Below are 16,582 nucleotides of genomic sequence, written 5' to 3'. Positions count from 1 at the left end.
TCGAGGAGTAGTCCTTGAACTCGCCACCGAAGCGCTCGGCACCGATCTTGGTCAGTGCGGCGGTCAGCGTGGTCTTGCCGTGGTCGACGTGACCGATGGTGCCGACGTTGACGTGCGGCTTGGTGCGTTCGAACTTACCCTTTGCCATTGTTCTATACCTTGATTGTTCGTAAGTGGTTTCAAGAGAGGCTGAGCGAGGCTCAGCCCTTCTTCATGACGGCTTCGGCGATGTTGGTCGGAGCCGGCTCGTAGTGATCGAATTCCATGGTGAAGGTGGCGCGGCCCTGGGTCTGCGAACGCAGCGCAGTGGCGTAGCCGAACATTTCACCCAGCGGGATCATCGCGTTGATGATGCTGGCCGAACCGTCACCGGTGGTGTCGGAACCCTGCAGCACGCCGCGACGACGGCTGACGTCGCCCATCACGTCACCCTGGTAATCCTCCGGGGTCACGATCTCGACCTTCATGATCGGCTCCAGCAGCACCGGCTTGGCCTTGGCGAAGCCCTGCTTGAAGGCCATCGACGAAGCCAGCTTGAACGCCATTTCCGAGGAGTCGACGTCGTGGTACGAACCGAACACCAGCTTCACCTTGACGTCCACGACCGGGAAGCCAGCCAGCGGGCCGCTGGTGATGGTTTCGCGCAGGCCCTTCTCGACCGACGGGATGAACTCCTTCGGGATCACGCCGCCGGTGATGTCGTTGATGAACAGGAAGTCGTCCTTGATCATCGGAGCGATCTTCGGATCGGCACGGTCGGCAGCGGTGATCGGCGACAGTTCGATCACGACGTGACCGTACTGACCCTTACCACCGGACTGCTTGGCGTGCTTGTAGTCCGACTTGACGTCGGCCAGGGTGATGGTTTCGCGGTAGGCCACCTGCGGCGCGCCGACGTTGGCTTCAACGTTGAACTCGCGCTTCAGGCGGTCAACGATGATGTCCAGGTGCAGCTCGCCCATGCCCGAGATGATGGTCTGGCCGGATTCTTCGTCGGTCTTGACGCGGAACGACGGATCTTCCTGTGCCAGGCGGCCCAGGGCCAGGCCCATCTTTTCCTGGTCCGACTTGGTCTTCGGCTCGACGGCCATCGAGATCACCGGCTCCGGGAACGTCATGCGCTCCAGGATGATCGGGGCGTCCACGGCGCACAGGGTGTCACCGGTGGTGGTGTCCTTCAGGCCCACGGCAGCAGCGATGTCACCGGCCAGAACTTCCTTGATTTCCTCGCGGTTGTTCGAGTGCATCTGCAGGATGCGGCCGATGCGCTCCTTCTTGCCCTTCACCGAGTTCAGCACGGTGTCGCCACCGTTCAGGGTGCCCGAGTAGACACGGAAGAAGGTCAGCGCGCCGACGAACGGGTCGGTGATGATCTTGAAGGCCAGCGACGAGAACGGAGCCTTGTCGTCCGACTTGCGGGTCATTTCGACGGTGTCGTCGTCAACGTCCACGCCCTTCACGTCCGGCACGTCGACCGGCGACGGCAGCAGCTGGATCACGCCGTCCAGCATGGCCTGCACGCCCTTGTTCTTGAAGGCCGAGCCGCAGTACATCGGCACGATCTCGGTAGCCAGGGTGCGGGTACGCAGGGCGTTGATGATTTCAGCCTCGGCCAGCTCTTCGCCGCCCAGGTACTTTTCCATCAGCTCTTCGCTGGCTTCGGCAGCGGTCTCGACCATGAACTGGCGAGCCTCTTCAGCCGGGCCCTGCAGTTCGGCCGGGATGTCGCTGTATTCGAACTTCATGCCCTGCGAAGCCTCATCCCAGTGGATGGCCTTCATCTTCAGCAGGTCGACAACGCCCTTGAAGTTGTCTTCAGCGCCGATCGGCAGCTGCATCGGCACGGCAACCGCACCCAGCTTGGCCTTCAGCTGGCCGACGACCTTCTGGAAGTTGGCACCGGTGCGGTCCATCTTGTTGACGAACGCGATGCGCGGCACGTGGTACTTGTTGGCCTGGCGCCACACGGTTTCCGACTGCGGCTGCACGCCACCGACGGCACACAGGACGAAGACGGCACCGTCGAGCACGCGAAGCGAACGCTCCACTTCGATGGTGAAGTCGACGTGCCCGGGGGTGTCGATGATGTTGAAGCGGTGCTCCGGCAGGGACTTGTCCATGCCCTTCCAGAACGCGGTGGTGGCAGCGGACTGGATCGTGATGCCACGCTCCTGCTCCTGCTCCATCCAGTCCATGGTGGCGGCGCCGTCGTGCACTTCACCGATCTTGTGGCTCTTGCCGGTGTAGAACAGGATGCGCTCGGACGTGGTGGTCTTGCCGGCATCGATGTGAGCCATGATGCCGAAGTTGCGGTAACGCTCGATGGGAGTGGAACGGGCCACGGGAGCCTCTCAGATTTCTTGGATTTCGGATGGCCGAACGCCGCCTTTCGGCGGCCTTCGGATTGGCGCAGTCCTTCTGGGACCGCGAGGCAGCACGCACCGAAGTGGTGCTGCCCTGCCTGTTTTACAAGGCCGTCAAACTCACCAGCGGTAGTGGGCGAATGCCTTGTTGGCTTCGGCCATGCGGTGGGTTTCTTCGCGCTTCTTGATGGCGCCGCCGCGGTTTTCCGAGGCGTCGATCAGTTCAGCAGCCAGCTTCTTCGGCATGGTGTTCTCACCACGCTTGCGCGCGGAGTCGATCAGCCAGCGCATGGCCAGGGCCATCTTGCGCGACGAACGCACTTCGACCGGCACCTGGTAGGTGGCACCACCGACGCGGCGCGACTTGACTTCGACCGCCGGAGCGACGTTGTCCAGGGCCTTCTGCACCAGTTCAATGGCGTTGGCGCTGCTGTTCTTCTCGGTGATCACGTCCATGGCGCCGTACACGATCTTTTCGGCGACGGACTTCTTGCCGCTCTGCATGACCATGTTGATGAAACGGGCGATGGTTTCGCTTCCGTGCTTCGGATCGGGCAGGACGGAACGCTGCGGAGTATTACCCTTACGCGACATTGTGCTCTCTCCTTATGCCTTCGGACGCTTGGCGCCGTACTTGGAACGGGCCTGGCGACGCTTGGCAACGCCGGCGGCGTCGAGCGAGCCACGAACGGTGTGGTAACGCACACCCGGCAGGTCCTTGACGCGACCGCCGCGGATCAGGACCACGGAGTGCTCCTGCAGATTGTGGCCTTCACCACCGATGTAGGAAATCACTTCTTCCTGGTTGGTCAGGCGGACCTTGGCAACCTTGCGCAGAGCCGAGTTCGGCTTCTTCGGAGTGGTGGTGTAGACACGGGTGCAGACGCCACGGCGCTGCGGGCACTTGTCGAGCGCCGGCGAGGCACTCTTGTAGGTGGTCGCTTGCCGCGGCTTGCGGACCAGCTGGTTGATCGTCGCCATCAGTAGGTTCTTCTGATTGGTGGCCGGAAAATCCGGCCAGAGATGCGGAAATGTTAAAGCAGGCCGAAATTTTGGCCTGCTGAGACAGACGATTGTAGCAACCTGCAAGGAAAGCAGTCAAACGCCTCCTGTCAAGCCCGTCCCTGATCCCGGGACGTTACTGGGGGGCCTCCATGTACCCCGTTCAGGTTGGCTGGGTCGATCGCGGACGATCTCCCCTGCCCTTTCCCAATCCCATCGATGGACCGATGGGGTGGTCCGGCCTTGCGGCCGGACCGGATACCTCATTCTTCGCCCGAGGCCTGTTCAGCTTCGGCTTCAACCACCGGGGACTCGACCGCAGCCGGGGTGCCGGCCAGGGTCTGCATTTCCGAGTCGGTGAGACCGGAAGCGCCGCGACGGCGGTTGCTGTGGTAGGACAGGCCGGTACCGGCCGGGATCAGGCGGCCGACGATGACGTTTTCCTTCAGGCCACGCAGGTTGTCCTTGGTACCGCGGACGGCAGCCTCGGTCAGCACTCGGGTGGTCTCCTGGAAGGAGGCCGCCGAGATGAACGATTCGGTCGCCAGCGAGGCCTTGGTGATACCCAGCAGAACCGGATCGAAGCGCGCCGGCAGTTCGTTGCGGGTCGACAGGCGCGCATTCTCCTCGATAACGCGCTGGCGCTCCACCTGTTCGCCGTTCAGGAACTTGCTGCTGCCCTGGTCGGTGATCTCGACCTTGCGCAGCATCTGGCGGGTGATCACCTCGATGTGCTTGTCGTTGATCTTCACGCCCTGCAGGCGGTACACGTCCTGGATTTCCTTGACCAGGTAGGCAGCCAGCGGCTCGACACCCAGCAGGCGCAGGATGTCCTGCGGGCTCGGCTCGCCGTCCACGATGGTTTCACCCTTGGTGACATGCTCGCCTTCGAACACGATGACCTGGCGGTACTTCGGGATCAGCTCTTCGTGCTCCGAACCGTCGGTGTCCTTGATGATCAGGCGCTGCTTGCCCTTGGTGTCCTTGCCGAAGCTGATGATGCCCGAACGCTCGGCCAGCACCGCCGGATCCTTCGGCTTGCGCGCTTCGAACAGGTCGGCCACGCGCGGCAGACCACCGGTGATGTCGCGGGTCTTCGACGCTTCCTGCGGGATCTTGGCGACGACGTCGCCCACGCCCACCGGGGCGCCGTCCTGCAGGTTGACGATCGAACGCGGCGGCAGCAGGTACTGCGCCGGCAGGTCGGTGCCCGGGATCGACAGGTCGTTGCCCTTGGCGTCGACGATGCGCACGATCGGGCGCAGGTCCTTGGCCTGGGTACCACGACGCTTCGGATCGGTGATCTCGCGCGAGGCCAGGCCGGTCAGCTCGTCGGTCTTCTCGATGACGGTGATGCCGTCGACGAAGTCGATGAAGCGGATGAAGCCGGCCACTTCCGACACGATCGGGTGGTTATGCGGATCCCAGTTGGCCACGGTCTGGCCCGCCTTGATCGCATCGCCGTCCTTGGACGTGATGGTCGCACCGTACGGCAGCTTGTAACGCTCACGCTCACGGCCGTGCGCATCGAGCACCGAGATTTCGCCCGAGCGCGACACCGCCACCAGCGAGCCGTTGGCGTGCTCGACGGACTTGAGGTTGCTGAACTTGACCGAGCCGGTGGTCTTGACGGTGATGTTGTCGACCGCAGCAGCTCGCGACGCCGCACCACCGATGTGGAACGTACGCATGGTCAGCTGGGTACCCGGCTCACCGATGGACTGGGCGGCGATGACGCCGACCGCTTCACCGATGTTGACCAGGTGGCCACGGGCCAGGTCGCGGCCGTAGCAGCGCGAGCAGACACCGAAGGCCGATTCACAGGAGATGGTCGAGCGGACCTTGATGGTCTGCACGCCGGCATCTTCCAGCTTGGCAACCCAGGCTTCGTCCAGCAGGGTGTTGCGGGTGACGATCGGATCTTCGTCGTTGCCCGGCAGGAACACGTCCTCGGCAACCACGCGGCCCAGCACGCGGTCCTTCAGCGGCTCGACCACGTCGCCGCCTTCCACGATCGGGGTCATGATCAGGCCTTCGGTGGTACCGCAATCCACTTCGGTGATCACCACGTCCTGCGCGACGTCGACCAGGCGACGGGTCAGGTAACCCGAGTTCGCGGTCTTCAGCGCGGTATCGGCCAGACCCTTACGGGCACCGTGGGTGGAGTTGAAGTACTCCTGCACGTTCAGGCCTTCGCGGAAGTTCGCCTTGATGGGCGTCTCGATGATCGAGCCATCCGGGCGGGCCATCAGGCCACGCATGCCGGCCAGCTGACGGATCTGCGCCTGCGAACCACGCGCACCGGAGTCGGCCATGATGTACAGCGAGTTCATCGACTTCTGGTCGATGGTCTCGCCCTTGGCATTGACCACCTTCTCGGTACCGATGGTGTCCATCATCGCCTTGGCGATGCGCTCGTTGGTGCGCGACCAGATGTCGACCACCTTGTTGTAACGCTCGCCGGCGGTGACCAGGCCCGACTGGTACTGCTCCTGGATTTCCAGCACTTCGGCTTCGGCCTCGGTGAGGATGCCCTTCTTCTCGTCCGGGATCAGCATGTCGTCGATGCCGATCGAGACGCCGGCGCGGGTCGCATAGGCGAAGCCGGTGTACATCAGCTTGTCGGCGAACACGACCGTGTCCTTCAGGCCGAGCTGGCGGTAGCTGGAGTTGATCAGGCGGCTGATGTTCTTCTTGGTCAGCTCGACATTGGCCAGCGCGAACGGCAGGCCTTCCGGCAGGATTTCAGCCAGCAGGGCGCGACCGATCGTGGTGTCCACGATCGAGGTCCTGTTCTGCTTGTTGCCGTCTTCGTCGGTCACCACCTCGGTGATGCGGACCTTGACCTTGGCGTGCAGTTCCACCACGCGGTTGTCGTAGGCGCGCTTGACTTCGGCGATGTTGGCGAAGGCCATGCCCTCGCCCTTCTTGTTTTCCAGCGAGCGGGTCATGTAGTACAGACCCAGCACGACGTCCTGCGACGGCACGATGATCGGCTCGCCGTTGGCCGGCGACAGGATGTTGTTGGTCGACATCATCAGCGCACGCGCTTCCAGCTGGGCTTCCAGCGAGAGCGGCACGTGGACGGCCATCTGGTCACCGTCGAAGTCGGCGTTGAACGCGGTGCAGACCAGCGGGTGCAGCTGGATCGCCTTGCCCTCGATGAGTACCGGCTCGAACGCCTGGATGCCCAGGCGGTGCAGGGTCGGCGCGCGGTTCAGCATCACCGGATGCTCGCGGATGACCTCTTCCAGGATGTCCCAGACTTCGGCTTCTTCGCGCTCGACCAGCTTCTTGGCGGCCTTGATGGTGGTGGCCAGGCCACGACGCTGCAGCTTGGCGAAGACGAACGGCTTGAACAGCTCCAGCGCCATCTTCTTCGGCAGGCCGCACTGGTGCAGGCGCAGGTACGGGCCGACCACGATGACCGAACGGCCCGAGTAGTCGACGCGCTTGCCGAGCAGGTTCTGGCGGAAGCGACCCTGCTTGCCCTTGATCATGTCGGCCAGCGACTTCAGCGGGCGCTTGTTGGTGCCGGTGATGGCACGACCGCGGCGGCCGTTGTCCAGCAGTGCATCGACCGATTCCTGCAGCATGCGCTTTTCATTGCGCACGATGATGTCCGGCGCGCTCAGTTCGAGCAGGCGGCGCAGGCGGTTGTTGCGGTTGATGACGCGGCGGTACAGGTCATTCAGGTCGGAGGTCGCGAAGCGGCCGCCATCCAGCGGGACCAGCGGACGCAGGTCCGGCGGCAGCACCGGCAGCACGGTCATGACCATCCATTCCGGACGGTTGCCCGATTCCAGGAAGGCTTCGATCAGCTTGATGCGCTTGGTGAGGCGCTTGAGCTTGGTTTCCGAACCGGTAGCGGCGATTTCCTCGCGCAGGCGGGTCATCTCGGACTGCAGGTCGATCGTGCGCAGCAGTTCGTACACGGCCTCGGCGCCCATGGCGGCGTCGAAGTCGTCACCGTGTTCCTGGCGGGCCTGCAGGTACTGTTCCTCGGTCAGCAGCTGGCGGCGCTCCAGGGCGGTCAGGCCCGGCTCGGTCACCACGTACGCTTCGAAGTACAGCACGCGCTCGATGTCGCGCAGGGTCATGTCCAGCATCAGGCCGATGCGCGACGGCAGCGACTTGAGGAACCAGATGTGCGCGACCGGCGAGGCCAGGTCGATGTGGCCCATGCGCTCGCGGCGCACCTTGGCCAGGGTCACTTCGGTGCCGCACTTTTCGCAGACCACGCCGCGGTGCTTCATGCGCTTGTACTTGCCGCACAGGCACTCGTAGTCCTTCACCGGGCCGAAGATGGCGGCGCAGAACAGGCCGTCGCGTTCCGGCTTGAAGGTACGGTAGTTGATGGTTTCCGGCTTCTTCACTTCGCCGAAGGACCACGAACGGATCAGGTCCGGCGAGGCCAGCGCGATCTTGATCGCGTCGAAGTCCAGCGTCTGGCGCTGCTGGTTGAAGAGGTTGAGCAGGTCTTTCATGGTGTTCTCCAGAAGGAGGAATGCTGTGTCGATGGGCTTTCAGTTCACTGCCAGCGGCGCGGCGGCGGACCGCCGCGCCGGCATGGATCAGTTGTCTTCCAGTTCCATGTTGATGGCCAGCGAGCGGATTTCCTTCACGAGCACGTTGAAGGATTCCGGCATGCCCGCGACCATCTCGTGCTCGCCGTCGACGATGTTCTTGTACATCTGGTTGCGGCCCTGCACGTCATCGGACTTCACCGTCAGCATTTCCTGCAGGGTGTAGGCCGCGCCGTAGGCTTCCAGCGCCCAGACTTCCATTTCACCGAAGCGCTGGCCGCCGAACTGCGCCTTGCCGCCCAGCGGCTGCTGGGTGACGAGCGAGTACGGGCCGGTCGAACGGGCGTGCATCTTGTCGTCGACCAGGTGGTTCAGCTTCAGGTAGTGCATGTAACCGACGGTGGTATGGCGGTCGAATGCTTCACCGGTGCGGCCGTCGTACAGCTGGGTCTGGCCACTGCTCGGCAGGTCGGCCAGTTCCAGCATGCGCTTGATTTCCGCTTCGGTGGCGCCGTCGAACACCGGGGTGGCCATCGGCACGCCGTCGGTCAGGTTGCGGGCCAGGCGCAGCAGCTCCTCGTCGCTGAACTGCGACAGGTCGACACGGTTGGCCACGTTGGTGTCGTCGTGGTTGTAGATGTCGTCCAGGAACTTGCGCAGGTCGGCGACCGCCGCCTGGGCTTCCAGCATCGCCTGGATCTTGCGACCCAGACCCTTGGCGGCCCAGCCCAGGTGCACTTCCAGGATCTGGCCGATGTTCATACGCGACGGCACGCCCAGCGGGTTCAGCACGATGTCCACGGTCTCGCCCGAGGCCATGTACGGCATGTCCTCGACCGGCACCACGTTGGACACCACACCCTTGTTGCCGTGGCGGCCTGCCATCTTGTCGCCCGGCTGGATGCGGCGCTTCACCGCCAGGAACACCTTGACCATCTTCAGCACGCCCGGGGCGAGGTCGTCGCCCGCGGTGATCTTGCCGCGCTTGTCGGCGAAGCGACGCTCGAATTCCTTCTCGTGCGCCTGGATCTGCTTCTGGGCGCGCTCGATGGCTTCCGAGGCGTCCTCGTCCTTCATGCGCAGGGCGAACCAGTCAGACTTCTTCAGGCCGTCGAGGAAGGCGTCGGTGATCACGTCACCCTTCTTCAGGCCAGCACCACCATTGACCACCTTGCCCACGATCTGCGAACGCAGACGCATGTAGATGGCCGCTTCCAGGATGCGGAACTGGTCATCGAAGTCCTTCTTGACGCGCTTGATTTCGGACTCTTCGATCTGGCGGGCGCGCTTGTCCTTCTCGATGCCGTCGCGGGTGAAGACCTGCACGTCGATGACGGTGCCGTCCATGCCCGGCGGAACGCGCAGCGAGCTGTCCTTAACGTCCGAAGCCTTCTCGCCGAAGATCGCGCGCAGCAGCTTCTCTTCCGGGGTCAGCTGGCTTTCGCCCTTCGGGGTGACCTTGCCGACCAGGATGTCGCCGGCGCGCACTTCGGCACCGATGTACACCACGCCGCTTTCGTCCAGGCGGTTCAGCGCCTGCTCGGAGACGTTCGGGATGTCGGCGGAGATTTCCTCCGGCCCCAGCTTGGTGTCACGCGCGACGCAGGTCAGCTCTTCGATGTGGATCGTGGTGTAGCGATCCTCTTCCACCACGCGCTCGGAGAGCAGGATGGAGTCTTCGAAGTTGTAGCCGTTCCACGGCATGAACGCGATCAGCATGTTCTGGCCCAGGGCCAGCTCGCCGATGTCGGTGGACGGACCGTCGGCCAGCACGTCGCCGCGGGCGATGACGTCACCCACCTGGACCAGCGGACGCTGGTTGATGCAGGTGTTCTGGTTCGACCGGGTGTACTTGACCAGGTTGTAGATGTCCACGCCGGCGTCGGTGGCGCCAACGATCTCTTCCTCGTTGACCTTGACCACGATGCGGGCGGCGTCGATCTGCACGATCTCACCACCACGACGGGCGTTCACGGTCACACCCGAGTCACGCGCCACGGCGCGCTCGATGCCGGTGCCGACCAGCGGCTTCTGCGAACGCAGGGTCGGCACGGCCTGACGCTGCATGTTGGCGCCCATCAGTGCGCGGTTCGCGTCATCGTGCTCCAGGAACGGAACCAGCGCGGCCGCGATCGAGACGGTCTGCATCGGCGAAACGTCCATGAAGTGGACTTCCGCCGGCGGCTTCAGCAGCGATTCGCCCTGGAAGCGGCACGGAACGAACTGCTCGGTCAGGGTGCCCTTGGCGTCGGTCAGCGCGTTGGCCTGCGCAATGACGTACTCGTTCTCTTCAATGGCCGACAGGAACTCGACTTCGTCATAGACCTTGCCGTCCACGACCTTGCGGTACGGGGTCTCGAGGAAACCGTACTTGTTGGTGCGGGCGTACACGGCCAGCGAGTTGATCAGGCCGATGTTCGGGCCTTCCGGGGTTTCGATGGTGCAGACGCGGCCGTAGTGGGTCGGGTGCACGTCGCGCACTTCGAAGCCGGCGCGCTCACGAGTCAGACCGCCCGGGCCCAGGGCCGAGACGCGACGCTTGTGAGTCACTTCCGACAGCGGGTTGTTCTGGTCCATGAACTGCGACAGCTGCGAGGAGCCGAAGAACTCCTTGATGGCAGCGGCGACCGGCTTGGCGTTGATCAGTTCCTGCGGGGTCAGGCCTTCCGACTCGGCCATCGACAGGCGCTCCTTGACCGCACGCTCGACGCGGACCAGGCCGACGCGGAACACGTTCTCGGCCATTTCGCCGACCGAACGCACGCGACGGTTGCCCAGGTGATCGATGTCGTCGACCACGCCGCGACCGTTGCGGATCTCGGTCAGGACCTTGATCACGTCCAGGATGTCGGAGCTTTCGCCGTGGGCAGCGACCAGGCGCTTGGACTCTTCGTCGTTGCGCTCGCCGAAGTACTTGCTGTCGTACAGCACGGCTTCGCCGGTGGTTTCCTTGCGGCCCACGCGGCGGTTGAACTTCATGCGGCCGACCGCGGACAGGTCGTAGCGCTCGAAGGTGAAGAACAGGTTGTGGAACAGGTTCTGCGCGGCATCCTTGGTCGGCGGCTCGCCCGGACGCATCATGCGGTAGATCTCGACCAGGGCCTCCAGCTGGGTCTTGGTCGGGTCGATACGCAGGGTGTTGGACAGGTACGGGCCACGATCCAGGTCGTTCACCCACAGGGTGCCCACGGCATCCACACCGGCCTTGCGGAAGGCCTGCAGCTGCTCGTCCGTGATCTCGTCGTTGGCCTGGGCCAGCAGTTCGCCGGTCGAGGCATCGACCACGTCGTGCGACAGGATGCGGCCGACGATGTAGTCGTCCGGCACGGCCAGGGCGGCGATGCCCGAGGCTTCCAGCTGCTTGATGTGGCGCGCGGTGATGCGCTTGCCGGCTTCCACGATGACCTTGTCGCCGTCGGCGAGGTCGAAGCCCAGGGTCTCGCCACGCAGGCGCTCCGGCACCAGCTCCAGCTGGACGCCTTCATCCGGGTTGATGTGGAAGGTGTTGATCTCGAAGAACTCGGCCAGCATCTCTTCGTTGCTGTAGCCGAGCGCGCGCAGCAGGATCGACACCGGCAGCTTGCGGCGGCGGTCGATACGGGTGAACAGCGCGTCCTTCGGGTCGAACTCGAAGTCCAGCCAGGAGCCGCGGTAAGGAATGATGCGGGCGCTGTACAGCAGCTTGCCCGAGCTGTGGGTCTTGCCACGGTCGTGGTCGAAGAACACGCCCGGCGAGCGGTGCAGCTGGGAGACGATGACGCGCTCGGTGCCGTTGACGATGAAGGTGCCGTTCTCGGTCATCAGCGGGATTTCGCCCAGATAGACCTCCTGCTCCTTCACGTACTTGATGGCCTTGGTCGACGACTCACGGTCGTAGATCACCAGGCGCACGGTCACGCGCAGCGGGGCGCCGTAGCTCATGCCGCGCTGGCGGCACTCACGCTCGTCGAAGACCGGTTCGCCCAGCTTGTAGCCGACGTATTCCAGGGCAGCGTTGCCGCTGTAGCTGGCGATCGGGAAGACCGACTTCAGCGCAGCGTGCAGGCCGTGGTCCGTGCGCTTGGCCGGATCGACGTTTTCCTGCAGGAATTCACGATAGGAATCCACCTGGATGGCGAGCAGGAACGGCACTTCGAGAATCGAGCGCTGCTTGCCGAAATCCTTGCGGATACGCTTTTTTTCGGTGAACGAATAGGACGTCATGAGGTCTTCCACCTTGTTGTGCGGATCGTGCGCCCACGATCCGAAGGGAACTTGAAATTGTCAGTTGGAAGTCGCTGGTATTGCCGGCACCAGCACGCCTTCTCCCGCTACTTCCAACTGCCAACTCGTCTGCTACCACTCCCCCGCTGCCGCGCTCGGCGCTGGCCTGCCGGGGTTTGACTGCAGCCCGTGTTGGGCTTTTTCCTGCTTTTGAAACGGTAGAGTCGACTGTTAGTCGACTTCCTTCACAGCAGTCGACCAACAGTCGACTCTACAACACCACTACAACGACCAAAGGCCGGGGGCTTACGCCCCCAGCCTTGGCTGCATCGCCGCGAATCGGTGACGATGCAAGGTAACTGCTTACTTGACTTCGACAGTCGCGCCAGCAGCTTCCAGGTCCTTCTTCATCTTCTCGGCTTCTTCCTTCGAAGCGTTGTCCTTCAGGACGCCGCCGGCTTCGGCCAGGTCCTTCGCTTCCTTCAGGCCCAGGCCGGTGATGGCGCGGACGGCCTTGATGACTTCGACCTTCTTCTCGCCGGCAGTCTTCAGGGTGACGACGAATTCGGTCTGCTCTTCAACAGCAGCAGCCGGGCCAGCGGCAGCAGCCACGGCAACCGGAGCAGCGGCGGAGACGCCGAACTTCTCTTCGATGGCCTTGACCAGCTCCATCACTTCCATCAGGGACTTCTCGGCGATGGCGTCGACGATCTGTTCGTTGGTAAGGGACATGATTAATACCTTTGGATGATTTTCTGGGTTGAGGTCCCGTCAGGAACCACGGTAAGTCGAAACTCAGGCGGTCTCGGCGGCCGGCTCGGCAGCGTCAGCGGCGACATCGCCACCCCCCTGCTTCTCGCCAACGGCCTTGATGGCGCGGGCAAACATCGTGACCGGCTCGGTCAGGACGCGGGCCAGCATGGCCAGGGCCTGGTCGCGGGTCGGCAGCGATGCCAGCACGTCGACGTGGCTCGCCGGGAACACTTCACCACCGATGGCGACGACCTTAGCCTTCAGCTTGTCGTTGCCCTTGGCGGCTTCCTTGATCAGGCGACCGGCAGCGCCGGGCTCCTCGAGCGAGAACGCGTACAGCAGCGGACCAACCATCTGGTCCTGGGCGACTGCGAACTCGGTGCCTTCAACGGCGCGCGAAGCCAGGGTGTTCTTGACAACCTTCAAGAAAACACCGGTTTCACGAGCCTGCTTGCGCATCGCGGTCATCTGGGCGACCGTGGTGCCAGCGTATTCGGCTGCGATCAAGGAGTGGGCCTTGGCGGCGACGTCTGCCAGCTCGGCGACTACTTCTTGCTTCTGGGACAGATTGAGAGCCATTGCACTCCTCCTATTGAACTCCGCTTACGGCTCCTGCCGTGTGCGGTCCTGTGCGGCATCCGTCCTGGACGCCGGGAACATCGGGATGATGTTCCGGGGGTGGGCCGTTCTAGACCTGGAGTGGGCCAACCTGGGAAACCCAGACGTGCGTGAACCAGAAAAACTCCAGAAGGGCACCATCTACGCAGGGTGATTCCGGGGAATCGATTAAGCGCTCCTGACTGCTCCGGCGGCGACTCCTTGCCAGATCGAGCTTCCATGCCCGTCGCCGGTATTGCCACGACCGCGCCTGCGGTCTTTGACGGCTACCGCGGGCGATGCACTGCCAGCGATGCCTTCAAATGTCACGGTCACGGCACCCGGGGCACCGTGACCGCTTGAAACAATTACTTCAGGGTCAGCGACGACTGGTCGACGGTGACGCCCGGGCCCATCGTCGAGCTGACCGAAACCTTCTGCAGGTAGGTGCCCTTCGAGGTGGCCGGCTTGGCCTTGATCAGGTCCAGCAGCAGCGCGGTCAGGTTCGACTTCAGCGCGTCTTCGGCGAAGTCGGCCTTGCCGATGGTGCAGTGGATGATGCCGGCCTTGTCGGTGCGGTAACGGACCTGACCCGACTTGGCGTTCTTCACGGCTTCACCCGGGTTCGGGGAAACGGTGCCGACCTTCGGGTTCGGCATCAGGCCGCGCGGGCCCAGCACGGTGCCCAGCTTACCGACGACGCGCATGGCGTCCGGGGTCGCGATGACGACGTCGTAGTTCAGATCGCCGGCCTGCATCTTCTCGGCCAGGTCATCCATACCGACGGCGTCGGCGCCAGCAGCCAGGGCTTCGTCAGCCTTGGCACCGGCCGGAGCGAACACGGCGACGCGGACCGACTTGCCGGTACCGGCCGGCAGCACGGTGGAGCCACGGACCTGCTGGTCGGACTTCTTCGCATCGACGCCCAGGCGCACGGCAACGTCGATCGACTCGACGAACTTGGCCTTGGTGGCGGTCTTCAGGATGTTGATCGCGTCCTCGAAGGCGTATGCCTTGCCCGGAACGACGGCGGCCTTGATGGCCTTCTCACGCTTGGTCTGTGCCATCTTATTAACCCTCCACCACGAGGCCCATGGAACGGGCAGAGCCAGCGATGGTACGCACGGCGGCGTCCAGGTCGGCGGCAGTCAGATCCGGTTCCTTCGCCTTGGCGATCTCTTCCAGCTGCTTACGGGTGACCTTGCCGACCTTCTCGGTGTTCGGGCGCTTGGAGCCCGACGAGATGCCAGCGGCCTTCTTCAGCAGGGTGGTAGCCGGAGTGCTCTTGGTGATGAAGGTGAACGTACGGTCCGAGTAGGCCGTGATGATCACCGGAACCGGCAGACCCGGCTCGAGCTTCTGCGTGGCAGCGTTGAACGCCTTGCAGAATTCCATGATGTTCAGGCCACGCTGACCCAGCGCAGGACCGACCGGCGGCGAGGGGTTGGCCTGACCGGCCTTCACCTGCAGCTTGATGTAACCGACAACTTTCTTTGCCATGTGAGTGCTCTCCGGGTGCTAGCGCCTTTCGACAACAGGCTCCCCATCGGACCGGGAATCACGCGTCCCGGCATCGCGTTTTGAAATCATGCTGAAGGCCACCTTGCGGCGGCCTCGTCCTGCTGGCTTTCCAAGCAGGAAGCCGCGCACTATAACAGGTTTTTTCTTCACATGCCTGAAGCGGCGCGTAAACGAACGGAACCGGGCCAGGCCCGGTTCCCTTTGTCGAGTCGAGCCATGCTCGACTACCGCACCATCCAGACCCCGGAGTCGAGCATAGCTCGACTCTACAGGACAGGTCAGACGGCCTTTTCGACCTGGCCGAACTCGAGCTCGACCGGAGTGGCACGACCGAAGATCAGCACCGAGACGCGCAGACGGCTCTTCTCGTAGTTGACTTCTTCGACGACGCCATTGAAATCGTTGAACGGACCGTCGGTGACGCGGACCATCTGGCCCGGCTCGAACAGCACCTTCGGACGCGGCTTCTCGACACCTTCCTGAACGCGGTTCAGGATGGCCTCGGCCTCGGAATCGGCGATCGGCAGCGGACGATCGGCGGTGCCGCCGATGAAGCCCATGACGCGCGGGGTTTCCTTGACCAGATGCCAGCTTTCGTTGTCGATGCGCGGAATACCGGCTTCCTCGTGGGTCTCGATCTGGACCAGCACGTAACCCGGGAAGAACTTGCGCTCGGAACGGCGCTTCTGGCCGGCGCGCATCTCGACCACTTCCTCGGTCGGGACCAGGACGTCGCCGAAGCGCTCTTCCATGCCGTCACGGACGATGCGATCGCGCAGAGCCTGCGCCACCGACTTCTCGAAGCCCGAATAGGCGTGAACGACGTACCAACGCTTCATGCAATTCTCCTTAGCGGCTCAGGAACCACTGAGTCAGTTTCTGGATCAGGAAGTCGAAGCCACCCAGCAGAAGACTGAGGATGAGCACCACGACAATCACGACCCAGGTCATGCGGACGGCTTCCTGGCGCGTCGGCCAGACCACCTTGCGCAGTTCGAAGCGCGACTCGGAGAGGAATTCGCGGGTGTCGCGCCCCTTGCCGGTCAGCATGAACACGCCGATACCGCCAACCAGACCGACCACGACCGCCAATGCACGCAGCTGACCCGCCCACGCACCCAGCTGGGCGGCGCGACCGGAGTCGGCGGAGAACCAGAACCAGACGAACAGACCGGCCAGCACCAGCAGCGATGCGGCGACATACTTGACGATATCTCCACCGTTGGCGGAGTTGTCCTTGGAGTGTTCGATCTTGCTATTCATCCGGCTGTGTCTGCTTTAGCGGCCCAGGCCGCTGGATAAGGTGGGCAGATGGCACGCCAGGAGGGACTCGAACCCCCAACCTGCGGTTTTGGAGACCGCTGCTCTGCCAATTGAGCTACTGGCGTACGTTGAAAACTTGCCTTCCCTTAGACGGCGAAGGCGGACCGAGGTTCCCGGCCCGCCATTCGCGTAACCGGCGGCGCTATGCAACCACCGGTACTGCAGGCTTACTCGATGATCTTCGAGACCACGCCGGCGCCGACGGTACGGCCGCCTTCGCGGATGGCGAAGCGCAGGCCTTCGTCCATGGCCACCGGGTTGATCAGGGTGACTTCCATCTTGACGTTGTCACCC

Annotated in this window: 12 protein-coding genes, 1 tRNA gene and 1 pseudogene; all 14 read right to left on the bottom strand. The window is 63.5% G+C overall.

What is annotated here, in order from left to right; all coding sequences use genetic code 11:
- Positions 1–148, bottom strand: a 148-nt coding sequence (locus KXV01_RS19855; RefSeq protein WP_230078978.1) for a GTP-binding protein, incomplete at its 3' end; no start/stop codon positions are given.
- A 52-nt stretch (positions 149–200) separates the two neighbouring features.
- Positions 201–2,342: an elongation factor G gene (fusA, locus tag KXV01_RS19850; RefSeq protein WP_049414677.1), complete on the bottom strand. Its 2,142-nt coding sequence runs from the start codon at positions 2,340–2,342 to the stop codon at positions 201–203.
- A gap of 141 nt (positions 2,343–2,483) precedes the next feature.
- On the bottom strand, positions 2,484–2,957 hold the full coding sequence (rpsG, locus tag KXV01_RS19845) for a 30S ribosomal protein S7 (protein ID WP_004145321.1): 474 nt from the start codon (positions 2,955–2,957) through the stop codon (positions 2,484–2,486).
- Between the two features lie 12 nt (positions 2,958–2,969).
- Positions 2,970–3,344, bottom strand: coding sequence for a 30S ribosomal protein S12 (rpsL, locus tag KXV01_RS19840; protein ID WP_004145320.1), 375 nt, complete (start codon positions 3,342–3,344; stop codon positions 2,970–2,972).
- A gap of 284 nt (positions 3,345–3,628) precedes the next feature.
- Entirely contained in the window at positions 3,629–7,852 is a 4,224-nt protein-coding gene (rpoC, locus tag KXV01_RS19835) for a DNA-directed RNA polymerase subunit beta' (RefSeq protein ID WP_049435708.1), read from the bottom strand.
- 87 nt (positions 7,853–7,939) lie between these two features.
- Positions 7,940–12,094: a DNA-directed RNA polymerase subunit beta gene (rpoB, locus tag KXV01_RS19830; protein ID WP_005415409.1), complete on the bottom strand. Its 4,155-nt coding sequence runs from the start codon at positions 12,092–12,094 to the stop codon at positions 7,940–7,942.
- Between the two features lie 363 nt (positions 12,095–12,457).
- Positions 12,458–12,826: a 50S ribosomal protein L7/L12 gene (rplL, locus tag KXV01_RS19825; protein ID WP_005415408.1), complete on the bottom strand. Its 369-nt coding sequence runs from the start codon at positions 12,824–12,826 to the stop codon at positions 12,458–12,460.
- 63 nt (positions 12,827–12,889) lie between these two features.
- The gene (gene rplJ, locus KXV01_RS19820) at positions 12,890–13,426 is read right to left on the bottom strand and encodes a 50S ribosomal protein L10 (protein WP_005408203.1); all 537 of its coding nucleotides are present in this window, start codon (positions 13,424–13,426) and stop codon (positions 12,890–12,892) included.
- Between the two features lie 386 nt (positions 13,427–13,812).
- Positions 13,813–14,511, bottom strand: coding sequence for a 50S ribosomal protein L1 (gene rplA, locus KXV01_RS19815; protein ID WP_005415407.1), 699 nt, complete (start codon positions 14,509–14,511; stop codon positions 13,813–13,815).
- Positions 14,512–14,515: 4 nt separating this feature from the next.
- Positions 14,516–14,944 carry a 50S ribosomal protein L11 gene (gene rplK, locus KXV01_RS19810; RefSeq protein ID WP_004145248.1) on the bottom strand — a complete coding sequence of 143 codons (429 nt, stop codon included), beginning with the start codon at positions 14,942–14,944 and terminating at the stop codon, positions 14,516–14,518.
- A gap of 299 nt (positions 14,945–15,243) precedes the next feature.
- On the bottom strand, positions 15,244–15,804 hold the full coding sequence (nusG, locus tag KXV01_RS19805; protein WP_004154362.1) for a transcription termination/antitermination protein NusG: 561 nt from the start codon (positions 15,802–15,804) through the stop codon (positions 15,244–15,246).
- Positions 15,805–15,814: 10 nt separating this feature from the next.
- Entirely contained in the window at positions 15,815–16,228 is a 414-nt protein-coding gene (gene secE, locus KXV01_RS19800; RefSeq protein WP_004145202.1) for a preprotein translocase subunit SecE, read from the bottom strand.
- A gap of 49 nt (positions 16,229–16,277) precedes the next feature.
- Positions 16,278–16,353: transfer RNA gene (locus KXV01_RS19795), tRNA-Trp, on the bottom strand.
- A gap of 102 nt (positions 16,354–16,455) precedes the next feature.
- Positions 16,456–16,582: pseudogene (gene tuf / locus KXV01_RS19790) on the bottom strand (elongation factor Tu); the annotation flags it as partial.

The sequence above is a fragment of the Stenotrophomonas sp. Ps181 genome, from assembly GCF_025697425.1.
GTDB classification, from domain to species: Bacteria; Pseudomonadota; Gammaproteobacteria; order Xanthomonadales; family Xanthomonadaceae; genus Stenotrophomonas; species Stenotrophomonas sepilia.
The sequence above is the reverse complement of the archived record's forward strand: the minus strand, read 5'-3'. Positions and strand labels throughout refer to the sequence as shown.